This window comes from Kitasatospora sp. NPDC056184, from assembly GCF_042268405.1.
GTDB lineage: Bacteria > Actinomycetota > Actinomycetes > Streptomycetales > Streptomycetaceae > Kitasatospora.
Genome location: NZ_JBHJUI010000001.1, coordinates 300,129 through 315,298, shown reverse-complemented (window position 1 = coordinate 315,298; position 15,170 = coordinate 300,129). Strand labels below are relative to the sequence as shown.

Annotated in this window: 2 protein-coding genes; both read left to right on the top strand. The window is 74.3% G+C overall.

What is annotated here, in order from left to right; translation table 11 throughout:
* Positions 1-33: 33 nt before the first annotated feature.
* Positions 34-4,977 (top strand): type I polyketide synthase, encoded by a 4,944-nt coding sequence (locus ACFC0B_RS00930; protein ID WP_376080295.1) that lies wholly within the window; start codon positions 34-36, stop codon positions 4,975-4,977.
* A 53-nt stretch (positions 4,978-5,030) separates the two neighbouring features.
* On the top strand, positions 5,031-15,164 hold the full coding sequence (locus ACFC0B_RS00925; RefSeq protein WP_376082315.1) for a type I polyketide synthase: 10,134 nt from the start codon (positions 5,031-5,033) through the stop codon (positions 15,162-15,164).
* Positions 15,165-15,170 lie beyond the last annotated feature (6 nt).

Genomic DNA, 15,170 nt, shown 5'->3' with positions numbered 1-15,170 from the left:
TCCGTTTCACGGTCTTCGAGGAGCTGACGAGTGATGGAGAACGAAGCGAAGCTTCGCGACTACCTCAAGCGGACAACCGCCAACCTGCGTGTGGCCCGTCAGCGCCTGGAGGAGCTCCAGGAGAAGGAGCACGAGCCGATCGCCGTCGTGGCGATGGGCTGCCGCTTCCCGGGAGGCGTCCGGACCCCCGAGGACCTCTGGGACCTCGTCGCCGAGGGCCGGGACGCGATCACGCCGTTCCCCGCCGACCGCGGCTGGGACCTCGACACGCTCTACGACCCGGACCCGGACCGCACGGGGCGGACCTACGTCCGCGAGGGCGGGTTCCTCGACGACGTCGACCGGTTCGACGCCCCCTTCTTCGGCATCTCGCCCCGTGAGGCGCTGTCGATGAACCCCCAGCAGCGGCTGCTGCTGGAGGTCGCCTGGGAGACGCTGGAGCGCGCCGGGGTCACGCCCGGCTCGTTGCGCGGGTCGCGGACGGGCGTGTTCATCGGGGCCACGGACTTCGACTACGGCAGCAATGTCACCGACCTCCCGGAGGGCCTGGAAGGCCAGATGTCGCTGGGCGCGTCCGGTGCGATCCTGTCCGGCCGCGTCTCGTACACCCTCGGCCTGGAGGGGCCCGCGCTCACGGTCGACACCGCCTGCTCGTCCTCGCTGGTGGCGCTGCACCTGGCCTGCCAGTCGCTGCGCAAGGGCGAGTCGTCGATGGTGCTGACCGGGGGGACCACGGTCATGGCGACCCCGACCGGCTTCATCGAGTACAGCCGTCAGCGCGCGCTGTCCCCGACCGCCCGCTGCCGGGCGTTCTCCGAGGCGGCGGACGGCACCGTGTGGGCGGAGGGCGTCGGCGTGCTGCTGCTGGAGCGGCTGTCGGACGCGCGGCGCAACGGGCACCAGGTGCTCGCGGTCGTCCGGGGCAGCGCGATCAACCAGGACGGCGCCAGCAACGGCCTGACCGCCCCGAACGGCCCCGCACAGCAGCGGGTGATCCGGGCCGCGCTGGCCGACGCCCGGCTGAAGCCCGAGCAGGTCGACCTGGTCGAGGCGCACGGCACGGCGACGACGCTGGGCGACCCGATCGAGGCCGGCGCCCTGCTCGCGACGTACGGCCAGGGGCGGCCCACCGAGCGGCCGCTCTGGCTGGGCTCGCTGAAGTCCAACCTCGGGCACTCGGCGGCGGCCTCCGGCGTGGCCGGGGTCATCAAGACGGTGATGGCGCTGCGGCACGGTGTGCTGCCGCGCACGCTGCACGTGGACGAGCCGTCGCGGAAGGTGGACTGGGAGTCGGGCGCGGTGCGGCTGCTGATGCGGGAGCAGCCGTGGCCGCAGGGCGAGGAGCCCCGGCGGGCCGGCGTGTCCTCCTTCGGTGCCAGCGGCACCAACGCCCACACGATCATCGAGGAGGCGCCGGCGGAGGACCCCGAGGACGGGGTGGCCGAGGAGGCGCAGGGCGGGCCCGACGTGGCCGCCGCGCTGCCGGGGTCGGGTGTGGTGCCGTTGGTGGTGTCGGCGCGCAGTGCCGCCTCACTGCGCGGCCAGGCCGAACGCCTCGGCGCCCTCCTGGCCGACGGCGGAACCGAGTTGGGCGAGGTCGGCTACTCCCTGATCGCCTCACGCGCCGTGTTCGAACACCGCGCCGTCATCCTCGCCACCGACACCGCCGACGCCACCGCCGGCCTCGCCGCGCTGGCCGCCGACACCCCCGCGGACAACGTGACCACCGCCGTCGCGGGCCCCGTCGGCCGGCGGGTGTTCGTCTTCCCCGGCCAAGGCTCCCAATGGGCCGGTATGGCCGTCGAACTCCTCGACACCTCACCCGTGTTCGCCCAGCGCCTCACCGAATGCGAACAGGCCCTCGCCCCGTTCGTCGACTGGTCCCTCGAAGACGTCCTGCGCGAAGCCCCCGGCGCACCGACCTTCGACCGCGTCGACGTCGTCCAACCCGCCCTCTTCGCCGTCATGGTCTCCCTCTCCGCCCTCTGGGCCTCCCTCGGCATCACCCCGGACGCCGTCGTCGGCCACTCCCAAGGCGAAATCGCCGCCGCCTGCGTCGCCGGAGCCCTCACCCTCGACGACGCCGCCCGCGTCGTCACCCTCCGCAGCCAGGCCATCCGCGCCCTCTCCGGCACCGGCGGCATGATGTCCGTCTCCCTCCCCCAGGACCAACTCCACGCGCGTATGGCGCCCTGGGGCGAGCGCATCTCCCTCGCCGCCGTCAACGGACCCACCTCCATGGTCGTCGCCGGCGAACCCGAAGCCCTCCGCGAACTCCAGACCTCCTGCGAAACCGACGGCATCCGCGCCAAGATCATCCCCGTCGACTACGCCTCCCACTCCGTCCAGGTCGAACGCATCCGCGAAGAACTCCTCGAAGCCCTCACCCCCATCGCACCGCGCTCCACGACCGTGCCGTTCTACTCCACCGTCACCGGCACACCCCTCGACACCGCCGCCCTCAACGCCGAGTACTGGTACACCAACCTCCGCCAGACCGTCCAACTCGACACCGCGACAAAAGCCCTGGCCCGCGACGGATACGGCGTCTTCATCGAGGCCAGCCCCCACCCCGTCCTCACCATGGCCCTCCAGGAAACCCTCGACACCACCGACACGGACAGCATCGTCACCGGCACCCTCCGCCGCGCCGAAGGCGGACCCACCCGCTTCCTCGCCTCCGCCGCCCACCTCTTCACCCACGGCACCACCCTCGACTGGCAGGCCGCCCTCAACCCCGACACCCACCACCGGATCGACCTGCCCACCTACGCCTTCGACCGCCGCAGCTACTGGCTCGAACCCGCAACCGCCAGCACCGCCACCACCACCGGCGCCGACCCCGTCGAAAGCGCCTTCTGGGACGCCGTGGAGCGCGAGGACCTCGACTCCCTCCTCACCACCCTCGACCTCGACGCACCCGACACCCTGCTCCCCCTCCTCCCCTCCCTCGCCTCCTGGCGACGCCGCAGCCGCGAACAAGCCGTCACCGACTCCTGGCGCTACCGCATCACCTGGAAGCCCCTGGCCGATCCCAGGACCACCGTGCCGTCCGGCACCTGGCCGGTCGTGGTCCCCGCCGGCGCCCCCGAGGCGCAGCAGGTGATCGAGGCACTGCGCGGCCAGGGCATGACCGTGGTGCCCCTGGAGGTCAAGCCGGCCGACGCCGACCGCGAGGCGCTCGCCTCGCAGCTGCGGGAGGCGCTGGACGGCACGCCCCCCGCCGGAGTGCTCTCCCTGCTGGCCCTGACCGAGGGCCCGCACCCGAGCTGCCCGGACCTGCCGGTCGGACTCGGCCTCACCCTGACGCTGATCCAGGCGCTCGGCGACGCGGGTGTCGACGCCCCGCTCTGGCTCGCCACCCGCGGCGCCGTCACCACCGCCCCCGCCGGCACCGCCGGCAGCGACGGGCCGGTCGACCCCGTCCAGGCCGCCGTGTGGGGCCTGGGCCGGGTCGCCGCCCTCGAACACCCGCAGCGCTGGGGCGGCATGATCGACCTCCCCGAGAGCCTGGACGGCCGCGCGGCCGCGCTGCTGTGCGCGGCCCTGGCCGGCCCCGAGGACGAGGACCAGCTGGCCGTGCGCGGCACCCGGATCCTGGTCCGCCGGCTGGTCCGGTCGTCGGCCGCGGCGGATCCCGTCCCGGCCTGGAAGCCCCGCGGCACCGTTCTGATCACCGGCGGCACCGGCGGCATCGGCAGCCGGACGGCCCGCTGGCTGGCCCTCAACGGCGCCGAGCACCTCGTCCTCACCAGCCGCGGCGGAGCGGCCGCCCCCGGCGCGCGGCAGCTGGAAGCCGAACTCACCGCACTCGGCGCCCGCGTCACCCTCGCCGCCTGCGACGTGACCGACCTCGACGCCCTGACCGCGCTGGTCCGACAGGTGGAGGCCGACGGTTCGACGATCCGCACCGTGATGCACATCGCGGGCGCGGGCGTGCTCGTGCCGCTCGCGGACACCGACCTCCCGGAGTTCTCCGACACCGCCCACGCGAAGATCGTCGGCGCGGCCAACCTGGACGCGGTGTTCGACGGCGCCGACCTGGACGCCTTCGTGCTCTTCTCCTCCATCTCCGCGGTCTGGGGAAGCGGGGACCACGGGGCGTACGCGGCGGCCAACGCGTACCTCGACGGCCTCGCCGAGCGGCGCCGGGCCCGGGGCCTCGCCGCCACCTCGGTGGTCTGGGGCATCTGGAGCCCGGAGGACGGCGGCGGCATGGCGGCCAACCTCGCCGAGGAGCAGCTGCGCGGCCGCGGCATCCCGTTCATGTCGCCGCGGCTGGCCATCGACGCCTTCCAGCGGGTCATGGACCGCGACGACGGCGTGGTGGTCGTCGCGGACGTCGACTGGGAGCGGTTCGTGCCGGTGTTCACCTCCGCACGGCCCAGCCCGCTGCTCGGCGGAGTGCCGGAGGTGGCCAGGATCCTGGCCACCGAAGCCGCCCCGGCCGAGGCCGGGGCCGACGACTCCTCGATGCGCCGGCGGCTGGCCGGGCTGTCCGCCGAGGACCGCCGGCGCGCCCTCTCCGAGCTGGTGTGCACCCAGATCGCCGCGGTGCTCGGCTACCCCGGCCCGGCGGCCGTCGACGAGTCGCGGGCCTTCCGGGAGCTCGGGTTCGACTCCCTGAGCGCCGTCGACCTCCGCAACCGGCTGACCGCCGCGACCGGGCTGCGCCTGCCCGTCACGGTGGTGTTCGACTACCCGCGGGCCCGGGCACTGGCCGAGCACCTCGGTGCCGCGCTCTTCCCCGACCAGGGCCGCGCGGTCCCGGCCGACCCCGCCGAGGCGGAGGTCAGGGAGCTGCTGGACTCCATTCCGCTGCTGCGGCTCCAGGAGTCCGGGCTGCTCGACGAGCTGCGCAGGCTGGCCCAGTCGCCCGACACCGATTCCGCCGCGGTGCCCGGCGACGACGACTCCGCCGGCGCCATCGACGATCTGGACGTCGACGGGCTGATCCGCATGGCGTACGACAAATGACCTCTGAGAAGACGCAAAGAGCGGAGCAGATGATGACGAGCGCCGATGACAAGATCGTCGGAGCACTGCGCGAGTCTCTGAAGGAGACCGAGCGGCTGCGGCGGGCCAACCAGCAGCTCACGGCGGCCTCACGGGAGCCGATCGGCATCGTCGCCATGAGTTGCCGCTACCCCGGGGTCGCTTCCCCGGAGGAGCTGTGGAACCTGGTCGCGGAGGAGAAGGACGCCATCTCCGGGTTCCCCGTCAACCGCGGCTGGGACCTGGACGGCCTCTACGACGCGGACCCGGACGAGCACGGCAAGGTCTACACGACCGAGGGCGGCTTCCTGCACGACGCCGACCGCTTCGACCCGGCGTTCTTCGGCATCTCGCCGCGTGAGGCCGGTGCCATGGACCCGCAGCAGCGGCTGCTGCTGGAGACCTCCTGGGAGGCCTTCGAGCGGGCCGGCATCGACCCCTCGGCCCTGAGCGGCAACAAGGTCGGCCTGTTCGTCGGAGCGGCGTACCAGGGCTGGGGCATCGACTACCAGAACGTTCCCGACGGCGTGCAGGGCCACCTGGTCACCGGCATGTCGACCAGCGTCATCTCCGGCCGCGTCTCGTACACCCTCGGCCTGGAGGGCCCCGCCGTCACGGTCGACACCGCCTGCTCGTCCTCGCTGGTGGCGCTGCACCTCGCCGTCCAGTCGCTGCGGCAGGGCGACTGCGCGATGGCTGTGGTCGGCGGCGCCGCGATCATGGCCGACCCGCTCGGCCTGGTCGGCTTCAGCCGCCAGCGCGGCCTGGCTCTGGACGGTCGCTGCAAGGCGTTCAGCGAGGACGCCGACGGCATGGGCCTCGGCGAGGGCGTCGGCGTGGTGCTGCTGGAGCGGCTGTCGGACGCGCGGCGCAACGGGCACCGGGTGCTCGCCGTGATCCGGGGCAGCGCGATCAACCAGGACGGCGCCAGCAACGGCCTCAGCGCGCCCAACGGCCCCGCGCAGCAGCGGGTGATCCGGGCCGCGCTGGCCAATGCCCGGCTGAAGCCCGAGCAGGTCGACCTGGTCGAGGCACACGGCACCGGGACGACGCTGGGCGACCCGATCGAGGCCGGCGCCCTGCTGGCCACCTACGGCCAGGGACGGTCGGACGACCGGCCGCTGTGGCTGGGCTCGGTCAAGTCGAACCTCGGGCACGCCCAGGCGGCGTCCGGAGTGGCCGGGGTCATCAAGATGGTGATGGCACTGCGGCACGGTGTGCTGCCGCGCACGCTGCACGTCGCCGAGCCGTCGCGGAAGGTGGACTGGGAGTCCGGCGCGGTCCGGCTGCTGACGCAGGCCCGACCGTGGCCGCAGGGCGAGGAGCCCCGCCGGGCCGGCGTGTCCTCCTTCGGCGTGAGCGGGACCAACGCGCACATCGTCCTGGAGCAGGCGCCGCCGGAGGAGCCGGCCGCCGTCGAGAACCACGCGTCCGTGATGACTGCGGGTGTGGTGCCGTTGGTGGTGTCGGCGCGCAGTGCCGCCTCGCTGCGCGGCCAGGCCGAACGCCTCGGCGCGCTCCTGGCCGACGGCGGAACCGAGTTGGGCGAGGTCGGCTACTCTCTGATCGCCTCACGCGCCGTGTTCGAGCACCGCGCCGTGATCCTCGCGACCGACACCGCCGACGCCGCCGCCGGCCTCGCCGCGCTGGCCGCCGACACCCCCGCGGACAACGTGACCACCGCCGTCGCGGGCCCCGTCGGCCGACGGGTCTTCGTCTTCCCCGGCCAAGGCTCCCAATGGGCCGGCATGGCCGTCGAACTCCTCGACACCTCACCCGTGTTCGCCCAGCGCCTCGCCGAATGCGAACAGGCCCTCGCCCCGTTCGTCGACTGGTCCCTCGAAGACGTCCTGCGCGAAGCCCCCGGCGCACCGACCTTCGACCGCGTCGACGTCGTCCAGCCCGCCCTCTTCGCCGTCATGGTCTCCCTCTCCGCCCTCTGGGCCTCCCTCGGCATCACCCCGGACGCCGTCATCGGCCACTCCCAAGGCGAGATCGCCGCCGCCTGCGTCGCCGGAGCCCTCACCCTCGACGACGCCGCCCGCGTCGTCACCCTCCGCAGCCAGGCCATCCGCGCCCTCTCCGGCACCGGCGGCATGATGTCCGTCTCCCTCCCCCAGGACCAACTCCACGAGCATATGGCGCCCTGGGGCGAGCGCATCTCCCTCGCCGCCGTCAACGGACCCACCTCCATGGTCGTCGCCGGCGAACCCGAAGCCCTCCGCGAACTCCAGACCTCCTGCGAAACCGACGGCATCCGCGCCAAGATCATCCCCGTCGACTACGCCTCCCACTCCGTCCAGGTCGAACGCATCCGCGAAGAACTCCTCGAAGCCCTCACCCCCATCGCACCGCGCTCCACGACCGTGCCGTTCTACTCCACCGTCACCGGCACACCCCTCGACACCGCGACCCTGAACGCCGAGTACTGGTACACCAACCTCCGCCAGACCGTCCAACTCGACACCGCGACAAAAGCCCTGGCCCGCGACGGATACGGCGTTTTCATCGAGGCCAGCCCCCACCCCGTCCTCACCATGGCCCTCCAGGAAACCCTCGACGCAGCCAACGCGGACAGCGTCGTCACCGGCACCCTGCGCCGCGGCGAAGGCGGACCCACCCGCTTCCTCGCCTCCGCCGCCCACCTCTTCACCCACGGCACCACCCTCGACTGGCAGGCCGCCCTCGACCCCGACACCCGCCACCGGATCGACCTGCCCACCTACGCCTTCGACCGCCGCAGCTACTGGCTCGAAGACCGAGGCACCACGACGGCCACCACCGTCCTCGGTGCCGACCCCGCGGAAAGCGCCTTCTGGGACGCCGTCGAACGAGAAGACCTCGACTCCCTCCTCACCACCCTCGACCTCGACGCACCCGACACCCTGCTCCCCCTCCTCCCCTCCCTCGCCTCCTGGCGACGCCGCAGCCGCGAACAAGCCGTCACCGACTCCTGGCGCTACCGCATCACCTGGAAGCCCCTGGCGGAGCCGACGCCCGGCGCTCCCTCGGGAACCTGGCTGCTGGTGACACCCGCCGGCCGGTCCGGGACGGACCCGGTGGCCGATGCCCTCACCCAGCAGGGCATGACCCTGCTGCCCCTGGAGATCGGCGCGGACGACAGCGACCGCGAGGCGCTCGCCGCCCGTATCCGGGAGGCGCTGGACGGCACGGCCCCCGCCGGAGTGCTCTCCCTGCTGGCCCTGACCGAGGGCCGCCACCCGGGCCACCCCGAGCTGCCGGCCGGATTCGCCCACACGCTGACGCTGATCCAGGCACTCGGCGACGCGGGCATCGACGCCCCGCTCTGGCTCGCCACCCGCAGCGCCGTCACCACCGGCAGGCCGGAGTCCGTCGCGGACCCGCTCCAGTCGATGGTCTGGGGCCTGGGACGGATCGCCGCGCTGGAGTACCCGCAGCGATGGGGCGGCATGATCGACCTCCCCGCGGCCCTCGACCCCGTCACCGCGGCACGCCTGGCCACGGCCCTGGCGGGCCGGCACGGCGCGGAGGGCGAGATCGCCGTCCGCACCTCGGCGGCCTTCGGCCGACGGCTCGTCCGCGCCACGCCGGGAGGCGCGGCGCGCGGGACCTGGCAGCCCGGGGGCACCGCCCTGATCACCGGCGGCACCGGCGGCCTCGGCCGTCACGTCGCCCGGTGGCTGGCCGGCCACGGCGCCGAGCACCTCGTCCTCGTCAGCCGCAGCGGAGCGGCCGCCCCCGGCGCGCAGCAGCTGGAGGCCGAGCTCACCGCACTCGGCGCCCGCGTCACCCTCGCCGCCTGCGACACCGTCGACCGCGACGCCCTGGCCGCCCTGCTCGACCGCCTCGACGCCGAGGGCTCCCCGGTGCGGTCGGTCTTCCACACGGCCGGTGTCCTGGACGACGGGGTCCTCGACACCCTCACCGCGGAGCGGGCCCGCACCGTGCTGCGGCCCAAGGTGGACGCCGCGCTGAACCTGCACGAGCTGACCGCGGGCCGGGACCTCACCGCCTTCGTGCTGTTCTCCTCCTTCGCGGGCACGCTGGGCGGCCCCGGCCAGGGCAGCTACGCGGCGGCCAACGCGTACCTCGACGCCCTGGCGCAGCAGCGCGCCGCCGCCGGTCTGGCGGCGACCTCCGTCGCCTGGGGCCCCTGGGCCGGCGGCGGTCTGGTCGACGACGCCACCGAGGCGCGGCTGCGCAAGGGCGGCATGCCGGCGATGAAGCCCGCGTCGGCGATCGCCGCGCTCCAGCAGGCCCTCGACCTGGGCGACCCGTACGTGGCCGTGGCCGACATCGACTGGGAGCGGCTGACGGCGTCCTCGCCCGCCGGTCCCACCGCGCCCGCGCTCGCCGAACTGCCCGAGGTGCGCGGCGTGCTCGGCGCCGCCGGTTCCGGCACGACGGCCGGCGGGAGCGGCAGTGACTCCCCGCTGGCCCAGCAGCTGGCGGGCCTGTCGGACGGCGAGGCGGTCCAGGCCCTGGTGGAGCTGGTCAGCGCCCAGGTCGCCGCCGTGCTCGGCTACGCCGGTCCCGCATCCGTCGAGGAGGGCCGGGCGTTCCGCGAGCTGGGCTTCGACTCGCTCACCGCCGTCGACCTGCGCAACCGGCTGTCGGCCGGCACGGGCATGCGGCTGCCGGTCACCCTGGTCTTCGACTACCCGTCGGTCACCGCGCTGGCCCGGCACCTGCACGCCGAGCTGATCGGCACCCGGCCCGCCGCGCCCGCGCCGACGGCCGGGGCCGCGGCCGTGGACGACGACCCGATCGCGATCGTCGCGATGAGCTGCCGGCTCCCCGGCGGCGTGACCACCCCCGAGGAGTTGTGGGAGCTGGTCGACCAGGGCCGGGACGCGGTCGCCGGCTTCCCCACCGACCGCGGCTGGGACATCGAGGGCCGCTACGACCCGGACGCCGACAAGCCCGGCACCTTCTACGCGCGCGGCGGCGGATTCCTGTACGACGCCGACCACTTCGACCCGACGTTCTTCGGCATCTCCCCGCGCGAGGCGCTGGCGATCGACCCGCAGCAGCGACTCCTGCTGGAGACCTCCTGGGAGGCCTTCGAGCGGGCCGGCATCGCGCCGGAGTCGATGAAGGGCACCGAGGCGGGCGTGTTCATCGGCGCCAGCTACAACGACTACGGGTCCCGCTTCCAGCAGGCGCCCGAGGAGTTCGAGGGCTACCTCGCGACGGGCAGCGCCAGCAGCGTCGCCTCCGGACGGGTCTCCTACACCTTCGGTCTGCAGGGCCCCTCGCTGACCGTCGACACGGCCTGCTCCTCCTCGCTGCTCGCCCTGCACCTGGCCGCGCAGTCGCTGCGCCAGGGCGAGTGCTCGATGGCACTGGCCGGCGGCGTGGTCGTGATGTCCACCATGGACAGCTTCATCGAGTTCAGCCGCCAGCGCGCCATGTCCCCCGACGGCCGCTGCCGGGCGTTCTCCGCCCGGGCGGACGGCGCCGGGTGGTCCGAGGGCGTCGGCATGATCCTGCTGGAGCGGCTGTCCGACGCCCGGCGCAACGGGCACCCGGTGCTCGCGGTGCTCCGGGGCTCCGCCGTCAACCAGGACGGCGCCAGCAACGGCCTCACCGCCCCGAACGGACCCGCGCAGCAGCGCGTCATCCGGACGGCGCTCGCCTCCGCCGGGCTCGCACCGGCGGACGTGGACGCGGTGGAGGCGCACGGCACCGGCACCCCGCTCGGCGACCCGATCGAGGCCGGCGCGCTGCTGGCCACCTACGGCCAGGGACGGCCCGCCGACCGGCCGCTGTGGCTGGGGGCGCTGAAGTCCAACATCGGCCACACCCAGGCCGCCTCCGGCGTGGCGGGCGTGATCAAGACGGTGATGGCGATCCGGCAGGGTGTGCTGCCGCGCACGCTGCACGCCGACGAGCGGTCGGAGAAGATCGACTGGTCGGCGGGGGCGGTCGAGCTGCTGACCGAGGCCCGGCCCTGGCCGGAGACCGGTGCCCCGCGCCGGGCCGGTGTGTCGGCCTTCGGTGTCAGCGGCACCAACGTCCACCTGATCCTGGAGCAGGCCCCCGACGCTGCCGACACGCCCTCCACGGGCAGCGGATCGGTGGTGCCGTGGGTGCTGTCCGGCAAGTCGGCGGCGGCGCTGCGCGCCCAGGCCTGGCGGCTGCGGGAGCACGTGGCGGCCTCGCCGGAGCTGTCCCCTGCGGACGTGGGCTACTCGCTGGCGACCGGTCGGACGGCGTTCGACCACCGCGCGGCGGTGGTCGGGCGTGATGTCGAGGAACTGCTGCGCGGCCTGGAGTCCCTGGCCGACGGCCACAGCGACGGTAGCCGACCCGTGTCCGGCCGGACGGCGTTCCTGTTCACCGGTCAGGGCGCGCAGCGGGTCGGCATGGGCCGGGAGTTGTACGCGGCGTTCCCGGTGTTCGCCGCCGCCTTCGACGAGGTCTTCGCCGCCGTCGACGGGCACCTCGACCGTCCGCTGCGCGAAGTGGTCTTCTCCTCCGACGCCGCCGCGCTGGAGGGCACCGGCTACGCGCAGGTCGCGCTGTTCGCGATCGAGGTCGCGCTCTACCGCCTCGTCGAATCCTGGGGCGTGCGCCCCGACTTCCTCGTCGGCCACTCCGTCGGCGAACTCGCCGCCGCCCACGTCGCGGGCGTCTGGTCCCTCGCCGACGCGTGCGCCCTGGTGGCCGCACGCGGACGCCTGATGCAGGCCCTGCCCACCGGCGGCGCCATGGTCTCCGTCATCGCCTCCGAGGACGACGTCCTGCCGTTCCTGGCCGGCCATGAGGACCGCGTCTCCATCGCCGCGATCAACGGCCCCACCGCCACCGTCCTGTCGGGCGACGAGGAAGCGGTCCTGGCCATCGTGGAAGCGGGCGGCTGGAAGTCCACCCGCCTGCGCGTCAGCCACGCCTTCCACTCCCCCCTCATGGAACCCATGCTGGAGGACTTCCGCCAGATCGCCCAGGGCCTGGAATACCACGAGCCGAAGATCCCCCTGGTCTCCAACGTCACCGGTGACGTGGCCGAGCCGGAACTCGTCCGCTCGCCCGAGTACTGGGTGCGGCACGTCCGCGCATCGGTGCGCTTCCACGACGGCATGACCACGCTGGGCGCGCACGGCGTCACCCGGTTCATCGAGCTCGGCCCGGCCGGTGTGCTCAGCGCCATGGGCCAGTCCTGCGTCCAGGACGGCGAGTTCATCCCGCTCCTGCGCAAGGACCGCCCCGAGGAGGAATCCGCCGTCGCGGCGCTCGGCCGCATCCACACCACCGGCCTGAGCATCGACTGGACCACCGTCTTCACCGGCGCCCACCGCGTCGACCTGCCCACCTACGCCTTCCAACGCGACCGCTACTGGCTCGACGCGCCCCAGGGCACCGGCGACCTCACCCAGGCCGGCCTCGGCACCGCCGACCACCCGCTCCTCGGCGCGGCCCTCCCCCTCGCCGACAGCGACCGCCTGATCCTCACCGGCCGCCTCTCCGTCCGGACCCAGCCCTGGCTCGCCGACCACGCCGTCTCCGGCGTGATCCTCTTCCCCGGCACCGCCTTCCTCGAACTCGCCCTGCGGACCGCCGACCGCGCCGGCTGCGACCAGGTCGACGAACTCACCCTCGAAGCACCCCTCGTCCTCCCCGAGCGCGGCGCCGTCGTCCTCCAGATCACCACCGAAGCCCCCGACGACAACGGCACCCGCTCGATCACCATCCACTCCCGCCCCGAGAACGCCGACCCCGACCACCCCTGGACCCGCCACGCCACCGGCGTCCTCGGCCTGGGTGCGCAGGAGGGCTCGTACGACCTCCAGGCCGTCTGGCCGCCGGAGGGCGCCACCCCGATCGAGGTCGACGACCTCTACCAGCGCTTCGCCGACGGCGGCTTCGCCTACGGCCCCGCCTTCCAGGGCATCCGGGCGGCCTGGCTGGTCGGCGACACCGTCCACGCCGAGGTGCGGCTGCCCGAGGAGCAGCAGTCCGCCGCCGGCGCGTACGGCCTGCACCCGGCCCTGCTCGACGCCGCCCTGCACAGCATCGCCCTGAGCCCGGCGCTCCAACTCGGCGGCGGGAAGCTACCGTTCTCGTGGGCGGGAGTGACGCTGCACGGTTCGGGTGCCGGCGAGGTGCGGGTGCGGCTGACGCCCGTCGGCGCCGACACGGTGTCGCTGACCCTGTCGGACCCGATCGGCCGGCCGGTGGCCACGGTCGATTCGCTCGCCCTGCGGGCCCGGCCCGAGCGGCTGGGCGCTCCCGGCACGGACGACTCCCTGTACGTCCTCGACTGGCCCGAGCTCGACGCGAACACCGACTCCCGGCCGTCCGCCGCGGGCTGGGCCCTGGTCGGTGGCGACGACTTCGGCGTGGCGGCGGCGCAGGGACTGCCGGCCTACCCGGACCTGGACGCCCTGGCCGCCGCCACGGACCTGGCGGCACCGCCCGAGTTCGTCCTCGTGGCCTGCCCGCCGCAGCCCGCCGACGCCGACGGTCTCGCCGCCTCGGTGCGCACCGCCCTCGACCGGGCGCTGGAGCTGGTCCAAGGGTGGCTCGCGGACGAGCGCTTCGCGTCCTCCCGGATGGTCTTCCTCACCCGCGGCGCGGTGGCCGCCACTCCCGCCGAGCGGGTGACCGACCTGCCGCACGCCGCAGTCTGGGGACTGGTCCGCTCCGCGCAGTCGGAGAACCCGGACCGGTTCGTCCTGATCGACACCGAAGCCGACACCGACGCCGCGGACATCGGCGCGCGCCTGCGCGAACTCGTCACCGACGAGCCCCAGTTGGCCCTGCGCGACGGCTCCTTCCGGGCCGCCAGGCTGGCCCGCGTCCCCGCACCGTCCGCGTCCGGCCCCGCCGAGCGGCCGGCCCCCGACTGGGGCTCCGGCACGGTGCTGGTCACCGGCGCCACCGGCGTCATCGGCGGCGTGATGGCGCGGCACCTGGTCGCCGAGTGCGGCGTGCGCCACCTGCTGCTGACCAGCCGGCGCGGCGGCGATGCCGACGGCGCGAAGGAGCTGTGCGCCGAGCTGACGGCGCTCGGCGCCGACGTCACCCTCGCCGCCTGCGACGTCGCGGACCGCGCGGACCTGGCCCGGCTGCTGGCCGGCGTCAGCGGCGCGCATCCGCTCACCGCGGTCGTGCACACCGCCGGCGTGCTGGACGACGGCGTCGTGAGCGGGCTCACCCCCGAGCGGGTCGACCGGGTGCTGCGCCCCAAGGTGGACGCGGCGGTCAACCTGCACGAGCTGACCCGCGACCTCGGGCTCTCCGCCCTGGTGCTGTTCTCCTCCATCGCCGGCACCTTCGGCGGCATGGGCCAGGGCAACTACGCGGCGGCGAACGCGTTCCTCGACGCCTACGCCACCCACTGCCGCGCCCAGGGCTTCCCCGTGCAGTCGCTGGCGTGGGGCCTGTGGGAGCAGCGCAGCGAGATGACCGGGAAGCTGGCCGACGCGGACCTCTCGCGGCTGGCCCGCGGCGGCATCGTCGCGTTCTCCTCCGCCGAGGGCGCCGCGCTGTTCGACGCGGCGCGGGCGCTGGACGCGCCGGTGCTGCTGCCGATGCGGCTCGATGTGGCGGCCCGGCCCGGCGGCCCCGGCCCGGTGCCGCCGCTGCTCCGCGGCCTGGTCCGGACGCCCGTCCGGCCCGCGGCCCGCCGCACCGCGGGCGGCGGCACGGCCGCCGAGGACGCCGGGGGGCTGATGGCCCGGCTGGCGGGGATGTCCGAGGCGCAGCGCGGCCGGGTGCTGCTGGACCTGGTGCGGAGCCAGGCGGCGACCGTCCTCGGGTTCACGGACCCGAACGCGATCGACGTCGACCGCGGGCTGCTGGAGATCGGCTTCGACTCGCTCACCGCCGTCGAACTGCGCAACCAGCTGGGCCGGGTGACCGGGCTGCGGCTGGCCGCCACCCTGCTCTTCGACTACCCGACGACGAGCGCGATCGCGGCGCACCTGGCGGACTCGGTCACTCCGGCCGAGCCGGCGGCCGTCCCGCTGGTCTTCCCCGAGCTCGACCGACTGGAGCAGGACCTGCCGCGGGTGGCCGCGGACGAGGCCGCCCGGACCAGGCTCGCGACCCGCCTGCAGGACCTCCTGTCGAAGCTGGGCCACGCCCAGGACCCGGTGGACGACCTCGCGGAGGCCGGACTCGATTCCGCGTCCGACGACGAGATCTTCGACTTCATCGAAAACGAACTCGGACTTTCCTGAAGAAAG

Coding starts and splice junctions, on each gene's coding strand:
- ACFC0B_RS00930 (WP_376080295.1), top strand. CDS start 34: ATGGAGAACGAAGCGAAGCTTCGCGACTACCTCAAGCGGACAACCGCC.